This window comes from Maritimibacter sp., assembly GCF_016774595.1.
Taxonomy (GTDB): Bacteria; Pseudomonadota; Alphaproteobacteria; order Rhodobacterales; family Rhodobacteraceae; genus Maritimibacter; species Maritimibacter alkaliphilus.
Window position 1 is genome coordinate 1,131,526 of sequence record NZ_JACBWT010000002.1, and the last position, 21,752, is coordinate 1,153,277.

A 21,752-nucleotide genomic window follows, 5' to 3' on the forward strand; every position below is an offset into this window, starting at 1 on the left:
GCGCTCGAACAGCGCCGCCGGTTTCACCCTTCCAGCCCGAACCCGTCGAGGATGGGACGTATACGTCCTTCCCACGCCGATTTGAGCGTCGCGTTGTCCTGCCGACGCAGACCCATCGCCTTCAACTGCTCAAGCCGCCCGGCATCCCCGATCCCGAAGCTCACGCCCACGCGGGGCATCCAGTAGTCCACGCTCGCTTGCAGGTTCTCGCCCTGTTCGACCAGAGCGGCGACGCCATCCTCGGCCAGCTTGGCGTGATGCGTCTCGACCTTGAGGATGTCGCGGAACGCCTCGGCCAGCGGCTGATAGCTCACCTGCCGCAACTCTTCGAGCTGCGTCACCACGGCGGTGCCCATGAGGAGGTTCATCACCACCGAATCCGCCCAGCCCGTGAAGGGGTAGTTGAACACGGCGAGCCGCATGTCCTGCTCGATCCGGGTCGCGCCGATGTCGGCGTCGCGGTCGAGCCGCGTGTCCCAGGGATGCTGCTGGACATATCGGTCGGTATCGGCCCCGAACTCGCCCATCAGCGCCAGCACCCGGTCGGCATTAGCCAGCTTTTCGGCCACGATCCGGGCGGCCGCGCCCCGCGCCTTGATGCCGGGGGCGAGGTTGATCGCATCCGCGAACCCGGCGGCGCCCGCGAGGTTCGAGTCCACGAAGGTCGCCATCAGCTTCAACAACTCCGCCCGGTAGCGCGGCGGCACGTTGCCGGGCGAAGTCAGGCGACCACCTGCGGCGAGGTAGTCGGACAGGGTCATTTCCGCGAAATCACTGGTCATAATCCACCACCACCTTGTCGGTTACCGGATAGCTCTGGCAGGACAGGACATAGCCCTTTTCCACCTCGTAATCTTCGAGCGCGTGGTTCGTCAGCATCTCGACCTCGCCCTCGAGCACCCGGCAGCGGCAGGTCGAACAGACGCCCGCCTTGCAGGCATAGGGCGCGTCGAGGTTGTCGGACCGGGCGGCATCGAGCACGGAGAGTTCCTTGGACGCCGACACCGTGCGCGTGGATCCGTCCAGCGTGACCACGATCTGCGCCTCGTTGGCGGTCGATCCGGCCTCTTTCGACACCACCCGCTTTTTCAGCCGCCCGGGCTGGGCGGAGGCGAAGAGTTCGAATTTGATCTGATCCTCGGCGAGCCCTGCGGCCTTCAGCCCGGCGGCGATCCCCAACATCATGGGTTCCGGCCCGCAAATGAACGCGGTGTCGGTTCCTTCAGCGTCGAGAAAGCCGGAGCGGAACAGCTGACCGACCTTTTCCTCGGTCACCAGCCCAGTGAACAGGTCGATCTCCTGCGCGTCGGTTTCGAGGATATGGATCACCGACAGGCGACCCATGAAGGTGTTTTTCAGGTCTTCGAGTTCCTCGCGGAACATGATCGTCGCGACGCCCTTGTTGGCGTAAACCAGCGTAAAGGTCGAACGCGGCTCGCGCGCCAGCGTCGTGCGCAGGATCGAAAGGACCGGGGTGATGCCCGAACCACCCGCGAAACCGACATAGTTCTTGCCCGCCGAGGAATCGAGTTCGGTGTAGAACCGACCCATCGGCGGCATCGCCTCAAGCGTATCGCCCACCTTCAGCTCTTCGTTGGCAAAGGTCGAAAACGCCCCGCCATCGACCCGCTTGATGCCCACTTGCAGGATGCCGTCATCCTTGCCCGCGCAGATCGAATAGGACCGGCGCAGTTCCTCGCCGTCGAAATCGCGGCGGAAGGTCAGGTATTGCCCTTGGATAAAGTCGAACGCCTCGGCGTCGTCGTCCTTGGGTTTCAGCGACACGACGACCGCATCGCGGATCGTCTTTTGAATGCCGGTGACTTCGAGTTCGTGGAAGCGTGCCATCCGCTCCTCCTCAGATGCACTTGAAATAGTCGAAAGGCTCAAGGCAGTCTTTGCACCGCCACTGTGCCTTGCACGGGGTCGAGCCGAACTGGCTCAGTTTCTCGACGTTGGAACTTGCACAATTCGGACATTTGTCCGGGCCACCTGCCGGTTTCGGCGGCGCAATACCGTACTTTTCCAACTTTTCGCGTCCGCGCTGGCTCATCCAGTCCGTCGTCCAGGCAGGGCTGAGCTGCCGCTTGAGTTCGATCCGTTCCAACCCATGCTCGCGCAGCGCCGTCTCGATCTCCATGTTGATGAGCGAGGTGGCCGGGCAGCCGGAATAGGTGGGCGTGACCGTGACGACGCAGGTGTCGCCATTCCAGCCCACATCGCGGATGATGCCCAGATCCGTCAGCGTGATCGCGGGGATTTCGGGGTCGGGAATGGTGTCGAGCCAGTCCCACACCTGTTCTGTAGACGGGTGGGCCATCGGCTCACCACTCCTGCCCCGGATAGGCGCGTTGCAGCCACTGCATCTGGGTCAGGATATGGCCCAGATGCTCGGTATGCATCCGCCCGTCCTTGCCCGAACCGCGGTGCCCGAAATGCGCCTCCGGCACCTCCAGCGTCGCCTCGGCCAGCACGGCGCGCACTTCGGCGTCCCATGCGTCCTGCAACGACTTCGGATGCGGGATCACGCCGGCCTCGGCCATCGCCTCGTCCACCTCGTCGGTGATGAAAAGCTCTTGGGCATAGGGCCACAGCACGTTCAGCGCATCCTGCATCCGGCGGTGGCTTTCCTCGGTCCCGTCGCCCAGCCCGATCACGGTCCCTTCCGAGCGTTCGACGTGATAGGCGGCCTCTTTCGCGGCCTTCTCGGCGATCTCGGCGATCTGCCTGTCAGCCGATTTTGTAAGAGCTTCGAGGTTCATCCGGTTGAACACGTCGAACAGGTATTGCCGCATGATCGTCTGGCCGAAGTCGCCGTTGGGCAGCTCGACGAGCAGCACGTTGCGGAAGTCCCAAGCGTCGCGCAGGAAGGCCAGATCGTCGGCGGACCGCCCCTTGCCCTCGACTTCGCCCGCGTATTCCAGCCAGAGGTTCGTCTGGCCCAGCAAATCGAGCGCGGTATTGGCGAGCGCGATGTCCTCTTCCAGCACCGGCGCGTGGCCGCACCACTCGCTCACACGATGGCCGAGGATAAGCGTATTGTCTCCGAGCCGCAGAAGCGCCTCGAACTTCGGGTCAGATTGTTGGGTCATTACATATGCCCCACTTCGTCCGGGATGTCGTAGAAGGTCGGGTGACGGTAGATCTTCGACTCGCTGGGTTCGAAGATCGGACCCTTGTCGCCCGGCGCGGTCGCCGTGATGTGGCGGGCTTCCACCACCCAGATCGACACGCCTTCGTTGCGGCGGGTGTAGACGTCGCGCGCATTCTTGACGGCGGTTTCCGCGTCAGGGGCGTGCAAGCTCCCCACGTGACGGTGGCTCAGGCCATGCTGGCCGCGAATGAAGATTTCCCACAGGGGCCATTCTTTGCTCATGTCAGCGTTCCTTATTCCGCGGCCACTTTGGCGGCGCGTTTCTTTTCACCGTGGGCCAGCAGCCCCTCGCGCACCCATGCGCCGTCGTCCCACGCTTTGCGGCGGGCTTCCAGACGGCCGTTGTTCACGGGGCCCGCGCCTTTGAGCACGTCGAAGAACTCGTCCCAGTCCGGCTCGGCGAAGTCGTAGCCGCCCTTTTCCTCGTTCCACGCGAGCGTGTCGTCGGGGATGGTGAGGCCTAGGTATTCGGCTTGCGGCACGGTCTGATCGACGAATTTCTGGCGCAGCTCGTCGTTGGTGTTGATCTTGATCTTCCACGCCATCGACTGTTCCGAGTGAACGGAGTTGGCGTCGGACGGGCCGAACATCATCAGCGACGGATACCAGAAGCGGTTCAGCGCATCCTGCGCCATGCGTTTCTGCGCCTCGGAGCCTTTCGCCATCTTCATCATGATGTCGTAGCCCTGTCGCTGGTGGAACGACTCCTCCTTGCAGATGCGGATCATCGCGCGGGAGTAGGGGCCATAGCTCGTCCGTTGCAGCGGCACCTGGTTCATGATCGCCGCGCCGTCGACCAGCCAGCCGACCGCGCCGATGTCGGCCCATGTCAGCGTGGGGTAGTTGAAGATCGACGAGTATTTCATCTTGCCCGAGAGCAGTTGCTTGGTCAGGTCGTCGCGGCTGACGCCCAGCGTCTCGGCGGCGCAGTAGAGGTAAAGGCCATGCCCCGCTTCGTCCTGCACCTTGGCGAGCAGGATCATCTTGCGCTCCAGCGTGGGGGCGCGGGTGATCCAGTTGCCTTCGGGAAGCTGACCGACGATTTCCGAATGCGCGTGCTGACCGATCTGCCGGATCAGCGTCTTCTTGTAGCCTTCGGGCATCCAGTCGCGGGGTTCGATGCGGATGTCCGCATCGACCTTTTCCTGAAACGCACGTTCCTCCGGCTCCATTTCTTCCAGCGATTTCACGCCTTGGCCGGTGGATTTGACCATTTGAGCATACATGTCGTCGGTCCTCCTGAGTTGCGGGTCAGACCCGCTCGATAATCATTGCGGTCCCTTGGCCCACGCCCACGCACATCGTGCACAGGGCGTAACGCCCGCCCCGCCGCTTGAGTTCATAGGCCGCCGTCAGCACCAGACGCGCGCCGGACATGCCCAGCGGATGCCCGATGGCGATGGCGCCACCGTTGGGGTTCACCCGGTCGTCGTCGTCCGCCACGCCCAGTTCGCGCAGCGTGGCAAGGCCTTGGGACGCGAAGGCTTCGTTCAATTCTATCACATCCATGTCGTCCATGGTGAGCCCGGTTTTCGCGAGCACCTTGCGCGTCGCGGGCACCGGGCCGATCCCCATGACGCGCGGCTCGACACCGGCGGCCTGCATCGACACGACGCGGGCGAGGGGGGTGAGGCCGTGGGCCTTCAGCCCGGCATCGGAGGCCATTAGGATCGCCGCGGCCCCGTCGTTCACGCCCGAGGCATTGCCCGCGGTGACGCTCAGGTCCGGTCCGTTCACGCCCTTGAGCTTGGCAAGCTGCTCGACCCCGGTGCCGGGGCGCGGGTGCTCGTCGGTGTCCACGACGACCGGATCGCCCTTGCGCTGCGGCACGCTGACCGGCGTGATCTCGTCCGCGAACTTGCCCGCCTCATGCGCGGCGGCCCAACGGGCCTGCGACCGGGCGGCGAAGGCATCCTGATCCGCGCGGCTGATCTGGTAATCTTCGGCCACGTTGTCGGCGGTTTCGGGCATCGAATGGGTGCCGTAGTCGGCGTTCATCTTCTTGTTCACGAAGCGCCAGCCGATCGTCGTGTCATAGACCGCGTTCTGGCGTGCGAAGGCGCTGGTCGCCTTGGGCATCACGAAGGGCGCGCGGCTCATGCTTTCGACACCGCCCGCGATGGCGAGGTCGTAGTCGCCCGCCTTCAGCCCGCGCGACGCCATGCCCACGGCATCCATGCCGGAGGCGCAGAGGCGGTTGACGGTCGTGCCCGGAACATCCGTCGGCAGGCCCGCCAGAAGCGCGGCCATGCGCGCCACGTTGCGGTTGTCTTCGCCCGCCTGGTTCGCGTCGCCATAGATCACGTCATCCAGTTTCGCCCAGTCCACATTGGGGTTGCGCGCCATGAGGGCGGCAATCGGGATCGCGGCGAGGTCATCGGTGCGGACCGAGGACAAGGCACCGCCGTAGCGGCCGATGGGCGTGCGCTGTGCGTCACAGATGTAAGCGTTCGACATGGATCCTCCCAGATCACGGCATAGTTTTTTCGACCGCACGGTCGACTTAATCAAGCACACGATTCGATGCAAGAAAAAATGTTACCGAAGATATTCACGTTTTCATTTTCTGTAACGTATTGCCGCCCACCAAGGCCTGCATCGGCGCCCGGCCACGATGACCGCGACGATACGCCGGGCGAAAACGAACAGGTGCCCCTGTTCACGGTCCGATCAAAATCGCATACTCACCAGAAGGGTTTGTGGCGTGAACGCCGCCGAAGAGCGAGCCAAGAGGGGAACCGTGCAGTCACCATTCTACGACAAATTCAAAGCCGAGATGGACCGGCTCGGCGGATTTCATAACGCGCATGTGCATCTCGACCGGGCCAATACGCTGGACGACGGATTCGTCGACCACGGGCGCGTGCAGGTGCTGGAAAGCTCGCATATTTCGCTTCAGAAGAAGCACAAGCTGATCGCGAGCGTTCACGAAGGCCCGGCCTACGACCCCGAAAACCTCGACGCCCGCGTGCGCGCCACGCTCGACGTGATGGTGGGCGCGGGCACGCGGCTGGTGGATACGATGGTGGACGTGACCCCCGACCGGGTCGGCACCTCGGCGCTGGATCAGATCATGGGGATCGCGCGCGACTACGGCAATCGGCTGACCCTGCGCGCCGCCGCATATACCCCGCTGGGCTTTCGCGATGACGAGCCCGAACGGTGGCGGGTGTTCGAAGAGGGCGTGAAGTCCGCCGATTTCATCGGTTGCCTGCCCGAGGCGGACGATGTGGACGACTATCCCGACAACATCGGGTTCGAGGAACATTGCGTGCGGATGCTCGATCTGGCGCGCACGACCGGCAAGATGCTCCATGTCCACACCGACCAACTCAACATCCCGCAGGAAAACGGCACCGAACGGTTGATCGAAGTCGCGCGGCGCGAGGGCGTGCTGGAGGGTGACGAGCCGCAGGTCTGGGCGGTCCACGCCATTTCCCCCTCGACCTATGACGACGCCCGGTGGGAGGCCTATGTCGAGGCGCTGCTGGAGACGAACATCGGCATCATCTCCTGCCCCTCGGCGGCCATTGGGATGCGCCAGCTGCGCCCGATCATGACCCCGACCTACAATTCCATCGTGCGGGTGCTGGAACTGGCCGCCGCAGGGGTTCCGATCCGCATGGCCTCGGACAACATCGCCGACATGTGCTCGCCCACCACGACGGCGGACCTTACCGACGAGGTGTTCATGCTCTCGGCGGCGCTGCGCTATTACAAGGTGGAGATCCTCGCCAAATTCGCGGCGGGCGTGCCCCTGACTGACGACGAACGCGCGGCCCTGCGCGAGCATCTGGACCGGAACGATGAGGAAACTGAAAAGCTGGTTCGGCGCTGGGCGGGCTAAACCCGCCGCGCCCGACCTTCCCGTCGATCTGCTGTCGGACGCCTTCGTCGCGGACCCCGCGCCGACATGGGCGTGGCTGCGCGAAAATGCGCCGCTCGCCCCGGTGAAATCCGGCGGCTACGTGATGACGCGGGCCGCCGACATCAAGGCGGCCTTCACCGATGCCCGGCTGGGCAACGCGCCCTCGCGGTTTTCCATGCTGGCCGAGAAGAACCGCGACCGCTACGTGGCGGCGGACGTGGCCGCGAACATCCCGCCCTTCCTCGACAAGCCCCGGCACGTGGACATGCGCAAACCCCTGTCGGCTGCCTTTTTCGACACGTTCGACGGGGCCGAGGCGTGGATCGGCCCGCTGGCCGAAGCGCATCTGGCCCGACTGGCCGGGCAGGGGCCGCAGGATATCATCACCGGTTTCGGACGCCCCTTCGCGACGCGGGCCATGGCCCGGTTCGTCGGCCTCGACCGTGACCCGGCGGCCATCGCGCGGGCGACCGGGGCGCTTTTCAAGCTGTTCGCGCCGATCACCGACCGCGCCGGGTTCGACGATGTGAACGCAGGGCTTGAGGCGACCCGACACTATATCGCCGGGGCCGTCGCGGCCCGCCATGCCACCCCCGGCCCGGATCTGATCTCGCACCTCATCGCGCGGGGCGGGCTGACGGACATCGAAATCGGGGACCATGCGCTGCTGGTCCTCGCCGACGGGATCGAGAACATCGAGGCCGCGATCGCGCAGGTTCTGATCCGTCTGGCGTCGGACCCCGATCACCTTGCAGCCCTGCGGCCGGGCGAGGGCGACATCGCTGCCACCGTGATGGAGGTTCTGCGGCTGGAAACCCCGGCCCAGACGATCCCCCGCGTCGTGCGTGAAGCGCATGAGCGCGACGGGGTGCAACTGACCGAAGGCACCCCGATCTTTCTGGCCCTTGGCAGCGCCAATCGAGATCCCGACCTGCACCCCGATCCCGACCGCTTCGACCCCACGCGCGACCATTCGGGCGTGCTGATGTTCGGGCAGGGGCGCCATCGCTGCATCGGCGCGCCGCTGGGGCAGATGCTGGTCACCCAAGGCGCGCGGGCGCTGGTCGACCGGCCTTTCACGCTCGTCACCGATCCGGCGCGGATCACCTACCACGAACGTCTGGGCCACCGCTGGCCGGTCGAGGTGCTGGCCCGGATCGACTGACCCGCCCCCGTGGGACAGGACATTTCCGCGCCAAGGTGATAGGCTGAACACTGGCGGACATGGGACCGAAGGGGCAAAGACAGCGATGGACACCGGATTGCATCCCTATCGCTGGGTGGTCGTGGCCGCCTCGGCCCTGATCCTCGCGCTTGCCATGGGTTCGATCGTCAACGGCATGTCGGCCTACGTCGTGCCCTTGGAAGAGGCGCACGGCTGGGAGCGCGGCGATATCTCCCTCATCAACGTGGCCGGCATCCTCGGCATGGCGCTGGGCGGGATGATGATGGGGATGCTCGCCGACCGGATCGGCACGCGACCCGTGGTTCTGATCGGGGTGAGCGTCATGGGTCTGGCCTACCTCGCCTCGTCTCTCGCCGCCACGCTCTGGCATTACTACGCGCTCATGTTCCTTGCCGGGTTCTTCGGCGCATCGGCTATCTTCGCCCCGGTCATGTCCATCGTCGGGAAATGGTTCCCCGTGGGCGCGGGGCTCGCGCTGGGCATCGCCTCGGCGGGGCAGGCTCTGGGGCAGGGCGGCGTGCCGTTCGCCTCGGCGATCCTCATAAAGTCGGTGGGCGTTTCCGGCGCGCTCGCGCTGACCGGCGGGGCGATGCTGGTGCTGCTGATCCCGCTTGCGCTTCTCCTGCGCCCGGTCGCCACCGCCGGGGCATCGGCGCAGGCACCGGACGAAAGCGGCTATCCCCCCATTCGCCTCGTCGTGCCGACCATGTGCCTTGCGATTTTTCTGTGCTGCACCTGCATGTCGGTCCCGCTCATGCACCTCGTCCCCTACATTCAGGGCTGCGGCTTCACGGCGGACGAGGCGGGCGGCGTCATCTTCCTGATGCTCATGGTCGGCATCGTCGGGCGCGTCGCGTTCGGGAAGTTCGCGGATATCATCGGGGCCATCCCCGCCTACATGGCGGCGACCGCTTGGATGGCGCTACTGATCTACGGGTTCATCCTGATCAACGACCTGTCGGCCTTCTACCTCTACGCGCCGATCTACGGCTTCGGATACGCAGGCGTCATGACCGGCGTGCTCACAACGCTCGCGGCCCACACCCCGCCGTCGCGGCGCGGCTATGCGATGGGCATGGTGACGATGTTCGGCTGGTTCGGTCACGCCAATGGCGGCTACATGGGCGGCCTGCTCTACGATCTGACGGCGGACTACGCCATCGCCTATGGCCTCGCCGCGCTGTTCGCGGCCCTGAACCTCGTGGTGGTCGGCTGGCTCTACTGGCGCATCCGGGGGATGGGGGGCGTGGCCCGGCTGGCCTGATCCGCATTGTCCCGGCCAATACAGCGAATTGGTTGACGGATTTTCCCAAGCTTTTCACCGCGCGGCCCGTTGCGGCACACAGCCCTCGCTTTCCCGAAACCGAAACCTGTGAGTAATCTATTCCCAGTGACCCGGCCACGCGCGCCCGCGAGAGGCGCCACCGGGCCAGCCGATTAGCGAACAGCCAAAGGCGTCAGGGAGGACAACATGGCGATCACACTGAAAATCAACGGCGAGGAGAAGAGTGTCGAGGCGCCGCCCGACATGCCGCTTCTCTGGGCCATCCGGGACGTGCTCGGCATGACCGGAACCAAGTTCGGCTGCGGCGTGGCCTCCTGCGGGGCCTGCACCGTGCATGTCGACGGCGAGCCGACACGCTCCTGTCAGGCGCAGGTGGGCGACCTCGAAGGGGCCGAGATCACGACGATCGAGGGCCTGAACTCCGACGTCGCCGCGGCGGTGCAGTCGGCCTGGGCCGATCTGGACGTCGTGCAATGCGGCTACTGCCAGTCGGGCCAGATCATGTCGGCGGTCGGCCTTCTGACCGAGAACGCCAAGCCGACGGACGAAGACATCGACAGCTACATGTGGGGCAACGTCTGCCGCTGCGCGACCTATACGCGTATCCGGGCCGCGATCCACGAAGCGTCGAAGCGGATGGAGGCCTGATATGAACATCAAGACCACACGCCGCGCCTTCTTGCAGGGCGCAACCGCGGCCTCGGCCGCGATGGTCGTCGGGCTGAACGCCAAGGGCAGCTGGGCCGCCGCGCATGGCGGTGCGTTCATGCCGAACCCCTTCGTCAAGATCGCGCCGGATGGCAAGGTCACGGTCGTCCTGAAGCATTTCGAGATGGGGCAGGGCACCTCGACCGGGCTGTCCACGCTGCTGGCCGAAGAGCTCGATGCGAACTGGGACGACGTGGACATCGAATTCGCCCCCGCCGATACCGCGACCTACATGAACACCCTCATGGGCGTTCAGGGCTCGGGCGGCTCCACCGCCATCGCCAACAGCTACATGCAGTATCGTGAAGCCGGGGCCGCCGCGAAATCGCTGCTGGTTCAGGCCGCCGCCGCCGAATGGGGCGTCGATGCGGGCGAGATCGAGGTGAAGGACGGCATGGTAAGCCACGGCTCGAACAGCGCGTCCTTCGGCGATCTGGTCGGCCTCGTGCCCGAGGGCGCGTCCCCGAACCCGCAACTCAAGGACCCGAGCGCCTTTACCAAGATCGGCGCCGACAAGCTGCCGCGCAAGGACAGCAACGCCAAGACCACCGGCACCGCTACCTTCGCGATGGACGTGATGCCCGAGGGTGTCGTCTTTGCCGTGCTCCAGCGGTCGCCCAAGTTCGGCGGCACGCTCGCCTCGTTCGACGCGTCGGCGGCGATGGAGGTCGAGGGCGTCGTGGACGTCAAGCAGATCCCGATGGGCGTGGTGGTCTATGCCACGAACACATGGGCCGCGATGAAGGGGCGCGAGGCGCTGACGACCGAGTGGGACTTCTCGAATGCCGAGACCCGCTCCTCGGACGAGATGGAGGCGGAATATGCCACCGCGCTCGACCGGGCCGAGGGTCTGGCGGCCAAGGCCGAAGGCGACACCGCAGGGGCGCTCGAAGGTGCGGCCAAGACCATCGAGGCGGAGTTCCACTTCCCGTTCCTCGCACACGCGCCGATGGAGCCCCTGAACAGTGTCGTCCAGATCAAGGACGGCAAGGCCCAGTGCTGGGACGGCTGCCAGTTCCACACGGTGACGCAGGGCGCGGTCGGGGCCGTCTCGGGCGTCGGGCCGGAGAACACTTCGATTGAGACCGTCTATGCGGGCGGGTCGTTTGGGCGTCGGGCCAACTTCACCTCGGATTACGAGGTCGAGGCGACGATGGCCGCGATGGCGCTGGGCGATGGCCGCCCGGTCAAGCTGGTCTGGTCGCGTGAAGACGACGTGCGCGGCGGTTACTATCGCCCGATGACCAAACACCGGGTGCGCGCGGGCGTGGATGCCGACGGCAACCTCGTCGGCTGGCATTCGATCATGGCCAACAAGTCGATCTTCAAGGGCACGCCGATGGGCGAGGCGGTGATCGTGAACGGCGTCGACCTGTTCTCGGTCGAGGGCGTCGCGGACACGGAATACGCCATCCCGAACATGGACGTGACGCTTCACGACATGGAGACGGCGGTGCCGATGCTCTGGTGGCGCTCGGTCGGACATTCGCACTCCGGCTACGCGATGGAGGTCGCCATGGACATGGCCGCCGAAGCCGCGGGCCGCGATCCGGTGGAGTTCCGGCAAGACCTGCTGGCGAATGCCCCACGGTCGCTGGGTGTCCTGAACCTCGCCGCCGAAAAGGCGGGCTGGGGCGGCGACATGCCCGAAGGCTGGGGCCGTGGCGTCGCGGTGCACAAGAGCTTCAACACCCATGTGGCGCAGGTGGCCGAAGTGTCGGTCACCGACGGCAAGGTGAAGATCGAGCGCATCGTGGCCGCCGTGGACTGCGGCGTGCCGGTGAACCCGGACGTGATCCGCGCGCAGGTCGAGGGGGCGATCGGCTATGGCCTGTCCCACGTCATGCGCCAGAAGATCACCTTCACGGACGGCGAAGTCGATCAGTCGAACTTCCCCGATTACGAGCCGCTGAGGATCTCGGACATGCCCAAGATCGAAGTGCATATCGTTCAGTCGAGCGAGGCGCCCACGGGCATCGGCGAGCCGGGTCTGCCGCCCGCAGGTCCGGCGGTCGCGAACGCGATCTACGACGCGATGGGCAAGCGGGTGATGCACCTGCCGATGGTGGACGACGGGATCGAATTCTCCTGACCCCGCCTGATTGTTGAATGGCGCCCCCGGTTCCGGCCGGGGGCGTTTTTTATGGGTTTCGCCGTGGGCTGCGCCCACGTCGACCCAGGCGGGAGGGCGCTGCCCTCCCGCACCCTCCCGAGGTTTTTTGAAACGAAGAAGGGGGCGGGGTCAGGCCGTAACGGTCCAGGGCGTGTCGAAGTGATGTTCTTCGAGGTTGGCACCCGCCCCGATCCGGTCGATCACGGCGAAAAGGCCGGGGGCCTCAAGCGGGGTGAGGACGCCGTGCCAGGTACCCCGGTGAAAGTTGATCGCCTGTCCGGGGGCGGTGAGAAAGGCGTCTGGCGTGCCGGGCGTGCCGTCCATGTCCGGGGCCACGATGACGAGGAACGAGGTCATCGACATCGGCACGAAGCATTGCGACCCGTCCGGGTGACGCTCCACCAGATCGAGCGTGTAGGGGAGCGCGCGCGGCTCGGCCTTGAACAGGCTCACGCCCGCGCGTCCGTCCGAGAAGTCGAGCGTTGCGCGGTCGTGGTAGCGGCCGCACATGCCCTGATTGATGATTTTGTCGGGGTCGCCTGCCGTGTCGAGCACGTCGCCATAGGGCGCGAAGGCTTGGGCGGTGAGGGGGCGGGCCGTGATCGTGCGACTCACCCGAGTTTTTCCTTCAGCCGCAGGAGCGCGATGCGTTCGACCTGTTTGCAGGCTTCAGTGAATTCCGTCTCGGTGTCGTTCTCGACCCGCCGCGTGAAGGCGTTCAGGATGCCCTGTTTGTCGTGGTCGCGCACCGCGATGATGAAGGGAAAGCCGTGCTTTTCGACATAGTCGGTATTGAGCCGGGTGAAGTCCGCGCGTTCCGCGTCGGTCAGCGCATCCAGTCCGGCGCTCGCCTGTTCCGACGTGCTTTCGGCTGTGAGCCGCTTGGCGGCGGCGAGTTTGCCGGCGAGGTCGGGGTGAGCGTTCAGCACGCCCAGCCGTTCCTCGTGGCTGGCCGACCGGAACACGCGGGCGAGGGCGCTGTGCAGACCGATGGCACTGTCATGGGCCGGGCCCAGCTCCATCTCCCACGCGCGTTCCGCGATCCAGCAGGAATGTTCGAAAATTCCGCCGAACTGCGCGACGAAATCCGTTTTTTCCCATGTATGAGGTTCGATTTGTGTAACCGGCGGATGCGCGTCGGCCCAATGGCGGGCGATGTCGATGCGGCGCGGGGTCCAGACGCCTTCGAAGCTCTGGATGTAGTCGATGAATTTTTTCAGACCCATCACGCGGCCCGGTCGGCCGACGATCCGGCAATGCAGTCCGACCGACATCATCTTGGGCGCGCCCGCCAGCCCCTCGGCATAAAGCGCGTCGAAACTGTCCTTGAGATAGGTGAAGAAGTGCTCGCCCGTGTTGAACCCCTGCGCGGTTGCGAAGCGCATGTCGTTCGCGTCCATCGTGTAGGGGATGACGAGCTGGTCGCGTTCGCCCACGCGCAACCAATAGGGCAGGTCGTCGTCGATCGTGTCCGAGACATAGGCCAGTTGCCCGGTTTCGGCGGCCAGTCGCACGGTGTTCATCGAACAGCGGCCCGTATACCAGCCTTCGGGCGGGGTGCCGACGACTTCGGTGTGCAGGCGTATGGCCTCGTCTATGGCCGCGCGTTCCTCCGCTTCAGGCATGTCCTTGTGCTCGACCCATTTGAGGCCGTGGGAGGCGATTTCCCACTCCGCCCCGACCATCGCCGCGACCTGTTCCGGCGAACGGGCGAGCGCCGTGGCCACGCCGTAGACCGTCGGCTTGATCCCGGCCCCTGTGAACAGCCGGTGGAGCCGCCAGAACCCGGCCCGCGCGCCGTAGTCGTAGTTCGATTCCATGTTCCAGTGGCGCTGGCCGGGCCAGGGCGCGGCCCCGATGATCTCGGACAGGAACGCCTCGGACGCCGCGTCGCCGTGCAGGACGTTGTTTTCGCCGCCTTCTTCGTAGTTCACCACGAATTGCACCGCGATCCGGGCCCCGTTCGGCCACATCGGATCCGGCGTGGTCGGGCCGTAGCCGCGAAGATTGCGTGGATATCTTATCATCGGCTGCCCCTTATCGTCACCGGACGGTCAACGCTGCCCCAAATTTGAGCAAAAACACCTTCGAATGGATATTCCCTTGTGAAGGGATTGGAAACGCCTTTCACTCAAGCCATTGTAAGCACGCGGGTTTGGCCAGAACATCACCCGCAGACGATGGGACAAGACGAAAAAATGAGCGGATACCTTACGACTCACGTGCTGGACACGGCACGGGGCACCCCTGCCGCCGGGATCGAGATCGCGCTCTACCGCGTCTCGGGCAATTCCCACAAGAAGATCGCGACGGCGGTGACGAATGCGGACGGGCGGACCGACGGCCCGATCCTGCCGGAAAGCAAATTCAAGACCGGCACCTATGAGCTGATCTTCTTTGCGGGCGACTATCTGCGCCGGACGGGCGCAGCCGAGGGCGAGACGTTGTTTCTGGATCAGATCCCGATCCGGTTCGGGATGGACGAGGAATGCCACTATCACGTGCCGCTCCTCCTCTCGCCCTACGGTTATTCGACGTATCGGGGGAGCTAGGTCGTGTACGGGATCATCATTCTCGACTGGCTCGAATTCGCGGTGCGCTGGCTGCATGTCGTCACGGCGATCGCGTGGATCGGCTCGTCTTTCTATTTCATCGCGCTCGACCTCGGCCTGCGCCCCTCGACCGACCGCCGCTCCGGCGTGAACGGCGAGGCGTGGCAGGTCCACGGGGGCGGGTTCTATTTCATCCAGAAATACCTCGTCAGCCCCGCGCGGATGCCGGACGAACTGACGTGGTTCAAATGGGAAAGCTATTCGACATGGCTGTCGGGGGCCGCACTGTTGATGCTGGTCTATTGGGCCGGGTCCGAGATGTACCTGATCGACGCGGCCAAGATGGACCTGTCGCCCGTGGTCGCGATCCTGATCTCGGCGGCCTCGCTGACGGTCGGCTGGATCGTCTACGATTTCCTGTGCAAATCCCCGCTGGGCGAGCGTCCGACGCTGCTCATGCTTCTGCTGTTCGTCCTGCTCATGGTGATGGGCTGGGGCTACAACCAGATCTTCACGGGCCGTGCCGTCATGATCCACCTGGGCGCGTTCACGGCCACGATCATGACCGCCAACGTGTTCTTCATCATCATGCCGAACCAGCGGATCGTGGTGAAAGACCTGATCGCGAAGAAAGCGCCCGATCCGAAATACGGAAAGATCGCCAAGCTCAGGTCGACCCACAACAACTACCTCACGCTTCCGGTCATCTTCCTGATGCTGTCCAACCACTACCCGCTGGCCTTCGCGTCGACCTATAACTGGGTGATCGCGGGCCTCGTGTTCCTGATGGGGGTGACGATCCGGCATTTCTTCAACACGCATCACGCCCACAAGGGCAACCTGTGGTGGACGTGGCTGGTGACGGCGCTTCTGTTTCTGGGGGCGGTCTGGCTTTCGACGCTGGGCACGCAGGCCGACACCTATGACGAGAGCGAGGCGCGGGCGCTGACGCCGCATGAAGAGCGTTACGCCAGCGTCGCGGAATTCGAGGACGTGCTCTGGGTCGTGCAGGGTCGGTGTTCGATGTGTCACGCGCGCGAGCCGGGGTGGGACGGGATCGCGACCGCGCCGAAGGGCGTGGTGCTGGAAACGCCCGCCGACATCGCCGCCGAAGCGCAGCGCATCTACATTCACGCGGGCCTGACGGATGCGATGCCGCCGGCCAACATCACCTATATGGAACCCGAGGAACGCGCGATCATCCGGGCGTGGATCGAGGCGGCGGGATAGAGTTTCGAATGGGCGTGCGCCCATCCGATCCGCTGGAGGGGCGCTGCCCCTCCAGACCTCCCCGAAGTATTTTTGAAACAGAGAAGAGGGACCGTGGCTTTTCACGACGGGGGTGCCTGTCTATAAGGCCGCGAGACCATTGGAGTTTGCGACATGCGCAAAGCGAAGGTGAGCCGGTCTACGGCCGAAACCGAGATCACCGTCGAGATCGACCTCGACGGCACCGGGACCTATGACAACGACACGGGCGTGGGGTTCTTCGACCACATGCTCGACCAGTTGTCGCGCCATTCGCTGATCGACATGACGATCCGGGCCAAGGGCGATTACCACATCGACGACCACCACACGGTCGAGGATACGGGGATCGCGCTGGGTCAGGCCCTGCGCGAGGCATTGGGCGACAAGAAGGGCATTGTGCGTTACGGCGCGTGTCACTTGCCGATGGATGACGCGCAGGTGCGCGCCGCTCTGGACCTGTCGGGACGGCCCTATCTGGTGTGGAACGTCGATATTCCGACGCCGAAGATCGGCACGTTCGACACCGAACTGGTGCGCGAATTCTTCACGGCATTCTCCGGCAACGGCGGCATCACGCTCCACGTCGATCGCCTGCACGGGTTCAACAGCCACCACATCGCCGAGGCCGCGTTCAAGGCGGTGGCGCGGGCGCTGCGCGTCGCGGTCGAGACCGACCCGCGCAAGGCCGATGCGGTGCCGTCGACCAAAGGGGCGCTGTGACGTGGTCACGGCCCTGATCGACTACGAAAGCGGCAACCTGCACTCCGCCGAAAAGGCGTTTCAGCGCATGGCGCGCGAGGTGGGGGCGGGGGACGTCATCGTCACCTCGGACCCGCATCTCGTCGCATCGGCGGACCGGATCGTATTGCCCGGCGACGGGGCCTTTCCAGCCTGCAAACAGGCGCTTTTTGACCATCGCGGCATCTATGAGGCGATGGAGCGCGCGGTGTTCGAGCGCGGCGTGCCCTTCATGGGTATCTGCATTGGAATGCAGATGCTGGCGACCCGCGGGCTTGAGTATTCCGAGACGGACGGGTTCGACTGGATCGGCGGCGACGTGGTGCATATCGAGCCGGGATCGGACAAGAAGGTGCCGCACATGGGCTGGAACGATCTGGTGATCGACAACCCCCACCCGGTGCTGGACGGGATCGGGACGGGCGATCACGCCTATTTCGTCCATTCCTACCACTTCCGCGTGGCGGACCCGGCGCACCGGCTGGCCTATTGCGATTACGGCGAAGAGATCACGGCCATCGTCGGCCGCGACAACATGGTCGGCACCCAGTTCCACCCGGAAAAATCACAGGCCATCGGGCTGATGCTCATCGCCAATTTCCTCGATTGGCGCCCCTGACCTTCTCTGGTCCGAAAATACCTGGGAGGGGGTTTGGGGGAGGCTGGCCTCCCCCAACGGATCGGCGCGGGCGCAAGCCCGCGGCGACATCACTGGATGCGGGTCCAGTTCTGGTTGGCACACAGAAGGCCGCCCGCGACACAGCCCTTGAGCGACAGCGCGTTGCCGTTCACCTGCATCTTGCCGATGTAGATCTTGTCGTTGGACGGGCGCCACACGCTGCCTTCATAGGCGCCACCCCCCTTCGGCTCCATGTTGATGACGATGGGCTTGCCGATGTTGGGCGACTGGTATTCGCCGGACGAGTTGAACGTGCGCGTGATAAAACCGCAGACCTTCTGGCCGCATTGCTTCATCGTCACATGGGCATAGGCGCCGTCGTCGATCTGGGTTTTCCAGATGCCGAAGGCGGCATCCTGGGCCAGTGCGGGCAGACCTATCACGGCGAACGCGGCGGCGAGTGCGAGTTTATTCATGGAATCCTCCCTGTTTCGGGCATCGTCCATGAAGTCTCACGCCAATACAACATTGACGTGAAGCCAACTCTCGATCGTGCCGGCGGCGCGCCGCTTATTGCACGCGGTTCCACGTCTCATTGCGGCAGAGCGGGCCGAGACAGGCCGACACGGTCATGGTGCCGCCGTTGACCTTGAGCTTCAGTGGCGCGGATTGCCCGGTGTCGGGCCTGCGGATGCGCCCGCCTTCGAACTGGCCGCCGCCGACCGGCTCCATGTTGATCACGATGGTCTTGCCAAGCGATCCGCCCTCGATCTCGCCGTCGGGGCCGAAGGTGCGGGTCACGACGCCGCAGATCTTGCCCGAGCAGGGGCCGAAGCGGACGAAGGCATAGTCGCCGTTATAGGTGGCTGTGCGCCATGTGCCGGACAACCCGGTGTCGGCATGGGCGGCGCCGCCCGACAGGGCGAGGGCCGCGGCGGTGGCGAGCGGTTTCAGGAAATGCGTATTCATGTTGTCCGTCCTCTGTAGCAATGTCTGCCGCCCCAATGTGTGCCGAACGAACGGTTCGGCGCGGATGTTCCGCCTGTCTTGTCGTTGGGGGCTACGCATGTTTAATGCCCCCAGATCAATCTGACCCTTCCAGCGACCCGGAGCCGCCATGATCCTCTATCCCGCCATCGACCTCAAAGACGGCCAGTGCGTGCGCCTGTTGCGCGGCGAGATGGAGGCCGCGACGGTGTTCAACGACGACCCGGCGGCGCAGGCCAAGGCGTTCGAAGCGGCGGGGTGCGAGTGGATACATCTGGTCGATCTGAACGGCGCTTTCGCGGGCGCGCCGGTCAACGCGGCGGCGGTCGAAGCGATCCTGTCCGCGATCTCGGTGCCCGCGCAACTGGGCGGCGGCATCCGCGACATGGCGACCATCGAGACATGGATCGACAAGGGTCTGTCGCGCGTGATCCTCGGCACGGTCGCCGTGGAAAACCCCGATCTGGTGCGCGACGCGGCGCGCGCGTTTCCCGGCAAGGTGGCCGTGGGCATCGACGCGCGCGGCGGCAAGGTCGCGACGAAAGGCTGGGCCGAGGAGACGGATGTCGAGGTCACCGACCTCGCCAAGTCTTTCGAGGACGCGGGCGTTGCCGCGATCATCTATACCGACATCAACCGGGACGGGGCGATGCAGGGCCCGAACGTCGAAGCCACCGCCGCGCTGGGCAATGCCGTGTCGATCCCGGTGATCGCGTCCGGCGGCGTCTCGTCGCTCGACGATCTGCGCGCGCTCAAGTCCTGCGGTGCGCCGCTGAACGGCGCGATTTCGGGCCGCGCGCTCTACGACGGCGCCATTGATCTGGCCGAGGCGCTCGCGGTTCTGAAGGCCTGACGCTTTTTCGCTGGCACGGCGCGGCCCGACCCATAATCTGCGGGGAGAGGAGGATGCCATGTCGACGAAAGCCACCCGTGCGCCAAATCGCCCGCCCGTCCTGATCCGCGCCGGGGACGGTGCGCATCGTAACGGCCCGTGGTCCGGCAGCGTGTCGTCCGAGGCGTTGGGCACAGATACTTTCGTCCTCTTCGCCCGGTTCGACGAAGTCGGGTCCGGCCCCGTCCTGCACGTCCATCCTTACGACGAGATCTTCGTGGTGAAGTCCGGCAGGGCGATGTTCACCGTCGGGGACGAGACGTTTGAGGCAGGCGAGGGAGACGTGGCCATGGCCCCCGCCAATACGCCGCATAAGTTCAAGAACATCGGGCCGGGGCCGCTTTACACCATGGACATTCATCTGAACGGTGAATGGATTCAGACCGACCTTTATGACCCGGATGCGGGCTGAGGCTACATCGAGCCTGCGGTGACGGGATAGGCGCCCGCCGTGCACATCCGGCTGTCCTCCGAGGCGAGGAACAGGACCATGCGCGCGACCCAGACCGGGTCGATCATCTCGGGCAGACATTGTGCTTCGCGGTGCTTGGCCTCGCCTTCGGGGGTGAGCCAGAGTGTCTTCTGCCGCTCGGTCATGATCCAGCCGGGCACGACCGTGTTCACGCGGATGCCATCCGGGCCAAGGTCGCGCGCCATCGTGCGCGTGAGCCCTTCGATCCCGGCCTTGGCAGTCGCGTAGGCCGGAAAGTTGCCGACGGTTTCGTGCCAGGAGTTGGAGCCCATGTTCACAATGCTGCCGCCACCCGCCGCCGCCATGCCGGGGGCGACCGCCTGAATGGCGAAGAAGGCGTGGCGCAGGTTGGTCTCCATCCGCTCGTCCCAGTATTCGGGGGTCACGTCGCGCCAGTCATGCCGATCGTCGCGCGCGGCGTTGTTGACCAGCACGCGGGCGGGGCCGTTCGCGGCCTCGAGCGTGGCGATGGCAGCGCGGAGCGCATCGATGTCGGTGAGGTCGGCCTCGGCAAAGGTGACGTTTGCGCCGAGTTCGCCTGCGAGCGCCAGTCCGGCGTCGCGGTCGCGGTCGATGAAGCCCGCTTTGGCCCCTTGGGCGGCGAAGCCCCGCACGATCTCGGCCCCGATCCCGCTGGCCCCGCCCGTGACCACCACGGCGCGCCCGGCGAGCGAGGGATATGTCGCGAAGTTGTCCATCAGCCGTCCTCCCTTTGCGCGGACCCTGACGTGGGGCGCGCGCGGGCGCAAGCCGCCACTGGCAAAGCCGGGGCAAACCGTCTATTCCGACCGCGACGATCCCCGGAGGGCACATGCTCAAGACCCGCATCATACCTTGCCTCGACGTGGCCGATGGCCGCGTGGTCAAGGGCGTCAATTTCGTCGATCTGCGGGACGCGGGCGACCCGGTGGAGGCCGCCAAGGCCTATGACGCCGCTGGGGCGGACGAGTTGTGCTTTCTCGACATTCACGCGACGCATGAGAACCGGGGGACGATGTTCGATCTGGTCCGGCGCACGGCCGAGCAGTGCTTCATGCCGTTGACCGTGGGTGGCGGGGTGCGCACGCATGAGGACGTGCGCGCGCTTTTGCTCGCGGGGGCCGACAAGGTCAGCTTCAACTCCGCCGCCGTGGCCAACCCCGACGTGATCGCCGAGGCCGCCGAACGCTTCGGTTCGCAATGCATCGTCTGCGCCATCGACGCCAAGACGGTCGCGGGCGGCGGGTGGGAGATCTTCACCCACGGCGGGCGCAAACCGACCGGCATCGACGCGGTCGAATTCGCGAAGACGGTTGTCGCGAAGGGGGCCGGGGAAATCCTGCTCACCTCGATGGACCGCGACGGCACGCGCGCGGGCTTCAACCTGCCGCTCACCCGCGCCATTTCGGATGCGGTGGACGTGCCGGTCATCGCCTCGGGCGGCGTCGGCACGCTCGACCATCTCGTCGAGGGCGTGACGGAAGGCGGGGCGAGCGCCGTGCTGGCCGCGTCGATCTTTCACTTCGGTGATTTCACCATCCGCGAGGCCAAGGAGCACATGGCCGCCGCGGGCATCCCCATGAGGATCGAATGAGCGCGCTGGACCGACTTGCCGAAACCATCGAGAAACGCCGGGGCGTGAACCCGCGCGACAGCTGGACCGCCGCATTGCTGGCCCGCGGGCCGGAAAAATGCGCCGAGAAATTCGGGGAAGAGGCGGTCGAGGCGATCATCGAGGCGGTGAAGGGCGACCGGGAAAAGCTGACCTCCGAGGCGGCGGATGTGCTTTACCATCTGCTCGTCATGCTGGCCGCCCGCGATGTGCCGTTCGGGGATGTGCTGGCGGAGCTCGATCGCCGGGAAGGCACGTCGGGGATTGCCGAAAAGGCATCGCGGTAGACGGATCGGGCCGGGCTTGCGCCCACCCCGACCCGTGCGAGAGGCCAGC

25 protein-coding genes are annotated in these 21,752 nt (G+C 65.3%); 13 read left to right on the forward strand and 12 right to left on the reverse strand.

The annotated features are described in order from the left end of the window. Window positions 1-23: 23 nt before the first annotated feature. From HOY44_RS16625 to pcaF, 7 genes are read right to left on the reverse strand one after another with little or no spacing between them, the layout of a single operon-like run. A complete protein-coding gene (locus HOY44_RS16625) occupies window positions 24-782 on the reverse strand; it encodes a Phenylacetic acid catabolic protein (RefSeq protein WP_008329831.1) in 759 nt (252 codons plus the stop codon). Then, window positions 772-1,848, reverse strand: a complete 1,077-nt coding sequence (locus tag HOY44_RS16630; RefSeq protein ID WP_287436218.1) for a 2Fe-2S iron-sulfur cluster-binding protein — start codon at window positions 1,846-1,848, stop codon at window positions 772-774. The genes HOY44_RS16625 and HOY44_RS16630 overlap by 11 nt, the downstream gene beginning before the upstream one ends. A gap of 10 nt (window positions 1,849-1,858) precedes the next feature. Next, window positions 1,859-2,320 (reverse strand): 1,2-phenylacetyl-CoA epoxidase subunit PaaD, encoded by a 462-nt coding sequence (paaD, locus tag HOY44_RS16635; protein ID WP_287436220.1) that lies wholly within the window; start codon window positions 2,318-2,320, stop codon window positions 1,859-1,861. 4 nt (window positions 2,321-2,324) lie between these two features. Then, window positions 2,325-3,092 carry a 1,2-phenylacetyl-CoA epoxidase subunit PaaC gene (paaC, locus tag HOY44_RS16640; RefSeq protein ID WP_287436222.1) on the reverse strand — a complete coding sequence of 256 codons (768 nt, stop codon included), beginning with the start codon at window positions 3,090-3,092 and terminating at the stop codon, window positions 2,325-2,327. Beyond that, window positions 3,092-3,376, reverse strand: coding sequence for a 1,2-phenylacetyl-CoA epoxidase subunit PaaB (gene paaB, locus HOY44_RS16645; RefSeq protein WP_008329826.1), 285 nt, complete (start codon window positions 3,374-3,376; stop codon window positions 3,092-3,094). Before paaB ends, paaC begins: the two co-directional genes overlap by 1 nt. Before the next feature lie 11 nt (window positions 3,377-3,387). Next, on the reverse strand, window positions 3,388-4,380 hold the full coding sequence (gene paaA / locus HOY44_RS16650) for a 1,2-phenylacetyl-CoA epoxidase subunit PaaA (protein WP_287436224.1): 993 nt from the start codon (window positions 4,378-4,380) through the stop codon (window positions 3,388-3,390). Between the two features lie 25 nt (window positions 4,381-4,405). Next, complete coding sequence (gene pcaF / locus HOY44_RS16655; protein ID WP_138424196.1) at window positions 4,406-5,611, reverse strand: 3-oxoadipyl-CoA thiolase; 1,206 nt, start codon at window positions 5,609-5,611, stop codon at window positions 4,406-4,408. A gap of 283 nt (window positions 5,612-5,894) precedes the next feature. Here pcaF and HOY44_RS16660 point away from each other — a divergent pair, with 283 nt between their 5' ends. The 5 genes from HOY44_RS16660 (at window position 5,895) to HOY44_RS16680 (ending at window position 12,293) form a co-directional block, all read left to right on the forward strand. Then, a complete protein-coding gene (locus HOY44_RS16660; protein ID WP_287436227.1) occupies window positions 5,895-7,001 on the forward strand; it encodes an amidohydrolase family protein in 1,107 nt (368 codons plus the stop codon). After that, a complete protein-coding gene (locus HOY44_RS16665; RefSeq protein WP_287436229.1) occupies window positions 6,961-8,187 on the forward strand; it encodes a cytochrome P450 in 1,227 nt (408 codons plus the stop codon). Before HOY44_RS16660 ends, HOY44_RS16665 begins: the two co-directional genes overlap by 41 nt. Window positions 8,188-8,272: 85 nt before the next feature. Next, window positions 8,273-9,472 (forward strand): MFS transporter, encoded by a 1,200-nt coding sequence (locus HOY44_RS16670; protein WP_287436231.1) that lies wholly within the window; start codon window positions 8,273-8,275, stop codon window positions 9,470-9,472. 207 nt (window positions 9,473-9,679) lie between these two features. After that, window positions 9,680-10,141, forward strand: coding sequence for a (2Fe-2S)-binding protein (locus tag HOY44_RS16675; RefSeq protein ID WP_138424192.1), 462 nt, complete (start codon window positions 9,680-9,682; stop codon window positions 10,139-10,141). Between the two features lies 1 nt (window position 10,142). After that, window positions 10,143-12,293 (forward strand): xanthine dehydrogenase family protein molybdopterin-binding subunit, encoded by a 2,151-nt coding sequence (locus HOY44_RS16680; protein ID WP_287436234.1) that lies wholly within the window; start codon window positions 10,143-10,145, stop codon window positions 12,291-12,293. 150 nt (window positions 12,294-12,443) lie between these two features. Here the strand turns inward: HOY44_RS16680 and HOY44_RS16685 are convergent, their stop codons facing one another. Next, the gene (locus HOY44_RS16685; RefSeq protein WP_287436236.1) at window positions 12,444-12,929 is read right to left on the reverse strand and encodes an ureidoglycolate lyase; all 486 of its coding nucleotides are present in this window, start codon (window positions 12,927-12,929) and stop codon (window positions 12,444-12,446) included. After that, window positions 12,926-14,341, reverse strand: a complete 1,416-nt coding sequence (gene puuE / locus HOY44_RS16690) for an allantoinase PuuE (RefSeq protein WP_287436238.1) — start codon at window positions 14,339-14,341, stop codon at window positions 12,926-12,928. The genes HOY44_RS16685 and puuE overlap by 4 nt, the downstream gene beginning before the upstream one ends. 171 nt (window positions 14,342-14,512) lie before the next feature. Here puuE and uraH point away from each other — a divergent pair, with 171 nt between their 5' ends. The 4 genes from uraH to hisH all read left to right on the forward strand — a co-directional run bounded on the left by uraH (window position 14,513) and on the right by hisH (window position 17,474). Further along, window positions 14,513-14,866: a hydroxyisourate hydrolase gene (uraH, locus tag HOY44_RS16695; RefSeq protein WP_040884505.1), complete on the forward strand. Its 354-nt coding sequence runs from the start codon at window positions 14,513-14,515 to the stop codon at window positions 14,864-14,866. 3 nt (window positions 14,867-14,869) lie between these two features. Beyond that, window positions 14,870-16,096, forward strand: a complete 1,227-nt coding sequence (locus HOY44_RS16700; protein ID WP_287436241.1) for a urate hydroxylase PuuD — start codon at window positions 14,870-14,872, stop codon at window positions 16,094-16,096. Window positions 16,097-16,249: 153 nt separating this feature from the next. Next, window positions 16,250-16,837, forward strand: a complete 588-nt coding sequence (gene hisB, locus HOY44_RS16705) for an imidazoleglycerol-phosphate dehydratase HisB (protein WP_287436243.1) — start codon at window positions 16,250-16,252, stop codon at window positions 16,835-16,837. A gap of 1 nt (window position 16,838) precedes the next feature. Next, window positions 16,839-17,474, forward strand: a complete 636-nt coding sequence (gene hisH / locus HOY44_RS16710) for an imidazole glycerol phosphate synthase subunit HisH (protein ID WP_287436245.1) — start codon at window positions 16,839-16,841, stop codon at window positions 17,472-17,474. 89 nt (window positions 17,475-17,563) lie between these two features. On the opposite strand, the gene HOY44_RS16715 is transcribed toward hisH, so the two are convergent. Together HOY44_RS16715 and HOY44_RS16720 are read right to left on the reverse strand one after the other, a co-directional pair. Next, entirely contained in the window at window positions 17,564-17,950 is a 387-nt protein-coding gene (locus HOY44_RS16715; RefSeq protein WP_287436247.1) for a DUF2147 domain-containing protein, read from the reverse strand. A 94-nt stretch (window positions 17,951-18,044) separates the two neighbouring features. Continuing rightward, a complete protein-coding gene (locus tag HOY44_RS16720) occupies window positions 18,045-18,443 on the reverse strand; it encodes a DUF2147 domain-containing protein (protein ID WP_287436249.1) in 399 nt (132 codons plus the stop codon). A 148-nt stretch (window positions 18,444-18,591) separates the two neighbouring features. Between HOY44_RS16720 and hisA the strand changes: the two genes are divergently transcribed. Together hisA and HOY44_RS16730 are read left to right on the forward strand one after the other, a co-directional pair. Beyond that, on the forward strand, window positions 18,592-19,314 hold the full coding sequence (hisA, locus tag HOY44_RS16725) for a 1-(5-phosphoribosyl)-5-[(5-phosphoribosylamino)methylideneamino]imidazole-4-carboxamide isomerase (protein ID WP_008329778.1): 723 nt from the start codon (window positions 18,592-18,594) through the stop codon (window positions 19,312-19,314). Window positions 19,315-19,372: 58 nt separating this feature from the next. Next, window positions 19,373-19,765 (forward strand): cupin domain-containing protein, encoded by a 393-nt coding sequence (locus tag HOY44_RS16730; RefSeq protein WP_287436252.1) that lies wholly within the window; start codon window positions 19,373-19,375, stop codon window positions 19,763-19,765. Between the two features lie 2 nt (window positions 19,766-19,767). Here HOY44_RS16730 and HOY44_RS16735 read toward each other — a convergent pair whose 3' ends face one another. Then, on the reverse strand, window positions 19,768-20,523 hold the full coding sequence (locus HOY44_RS16735) for an SDR family NAD(P)-dependent oxidoreductase (protein WP_287436253.1): 756 nt from the start codon (window positions 20,521-20,523) through the stop codon (window positions 19,768-19,770). Between the two features lie 113 nt (window positions 20,524-20,636). Between HOY44_RS16735 and hisF the strand changes: the two genes are divergently transcribed. Continuing rightward, on the forward strand, window positions 20,637-21,398 hold the full coding sequence (gene hisF, locus HOY44_RS16740) for an imidazole glycerol phosphate synthase subunit HisF (RefSeq protein ID WP_138424181.1): 762 nt from the start codon (window positions 20,637-20,639) through the stop codon (window positions 21,396-21,398). After that, window positions 21,395-21,703 (forward strand): phosphoribosyl-ATP diphosphatase, encoded by a 309-nt coding sequence (locus HOY44_RS16745; protein WP_287436255.1) that lies wholly within the window; start codon window positions 21,395-21,397, stop codon window positions 21,701-21,703. Before hisF ends, HOY44_RS16745 begins: the two co-directional genes overlap by 4 nt. The last annotated feature ends 49 nt before the right edge of the window (window positions 21,704-21,752 follow it).

Coding starts and splice junctions, on each gene's coding strand:
- HOY44_RS16625 (WP_008329831.1), bottom strand. CDS start 782: ATGACCAGTGATTTCGCGGAAATGACCCTGTCCGACTACCTCGCCGCA.
- HOY44_RS16630 (WP_287436218.1), bottom strand. CDS start 1,848: ATGGCACGCTTCCACGAACTCGAAGTCACCGGCATTCAAAAGACGATC.
- paaD (WP_287436220.1), bottom strand. CDS start 2,320: ATGGCCCACCCGTCTACAGAACAGGTGTGGGACTGGCTCGACACCATT.
- paaC (WP_287436222.1), bottom strand. CDS start 3,092: ATGACCCAACAATCTGACCCGAAGTTCGAGGCGCTTCTGCGGCTCGGA.
- paaB (WP_008329826.1), bottom strand. CDS start 3,376: ATGAGCAAAGAATGGCCCCTGTGGGAAATCTTCATTCGCGGCCAGCAT.
- paaA (WP_287436224.1), bottom strand. CDS start 4,380: ATGTATGCTCAAATGGTCAAATCCACCGGCCAAGGCGTGAAATCGCTG.
- pcaF (WP_138424196.1), bottom strand. CDS start 5,611: ATGTCGAACGCTTACATCTGTGACGCACAGCGCACGCCCATCGGCCGC.
- HOY44_RS16665 (WP_287436229.1), top strand. CDS start 6,961: ATGAGGAAACTGAAAAGCTGGTTCGGCGCTGGGCGGGCTAAACCCGCC.
- HOY44_RS16670 (WP_287436231.1), top strand. CDS start 8,273: ATGGACACCGGATTGCATCCCTATCGCTGGGTGGTCGTGGCCGCCTCG.
- HOY44_RS16675 (WP_138424192.1), top strand. CDS start 9,680: ATGGCGATCACACTGAAAATCAACGGCGAGGAGAAGAGTGTCGAGGCG.
- HOY44_RS16680 (WP_287436234.1), top strand. CDS start 10,143: ATGAACATCAAGACCACACGCCGCGCCTTCTTGCAGGGCGCAACCGCG.
- puuE (WP_287436238.1), bottom strand. CDS start 14,341: ATGATAAGATATCCACGCAATCTTCGCGGCTACGGCCCGACCACGCCG.
- uraH (WP_040884505.1), top strand. CDS start 14,513: ATGAGCGGATACCTTACGACTCACGTGCTGGACACGGCACGGGGCACC.
- hisB (WP_287436243.1), top strand. CDS start 16,250: ATGCGCAAAGCGAAGGTGAGCCGGTCTACGGCCGAAACCGAGATCACC.
- HOY44_RS16715 (WP_287436247.1), bottom strand. CDS start 17,950: ATGAATAAACTCGCACTCGCCGCCGCGTTCGCCGTGATAGGTCTGCCC.
- HOY44_RS16720 (WP_287436249.1), bottom strand. CDS start 18,443: ATGAATACGCATTTCCTGAAACCGCTCGCCACCGCCGCGGCCCTCGCC.
- hisA (WP_008329778.1), top strand. CDS start 18,592: ATGATCCTCTATCCCGCCATCGACCTCAAAGACGGCCAGTGCGTGCGC.
- HOY44_RS16730 (WP_287436252.1), top strand. CDS start 19,373: ATGTCGACGAAAGCCACCCGTGCGCCAAATCGCCCGCCCGTCCTGATC.
- HOY44_RS16735 (WP_287436253.1), bottom strand. CDS start 20,523: ATGGACAACTTCGCGACATATCCCTCGCTCGCCGGGCGCGCCGTGGTG.
- hisF (WP_138424181.1), top strand. CDS start 20,637: ATGCTCAAGACCCGCATCATACCTTGCCTCGACGTGGCCGATGGCCGC.
- HOY44_RS16745 (WP_287436255.1), top strand. CDS start 21,395: ATGAGCGCGCTGGACCGACTTGCCGAAACCATCGAGAAACGCCGGGGC.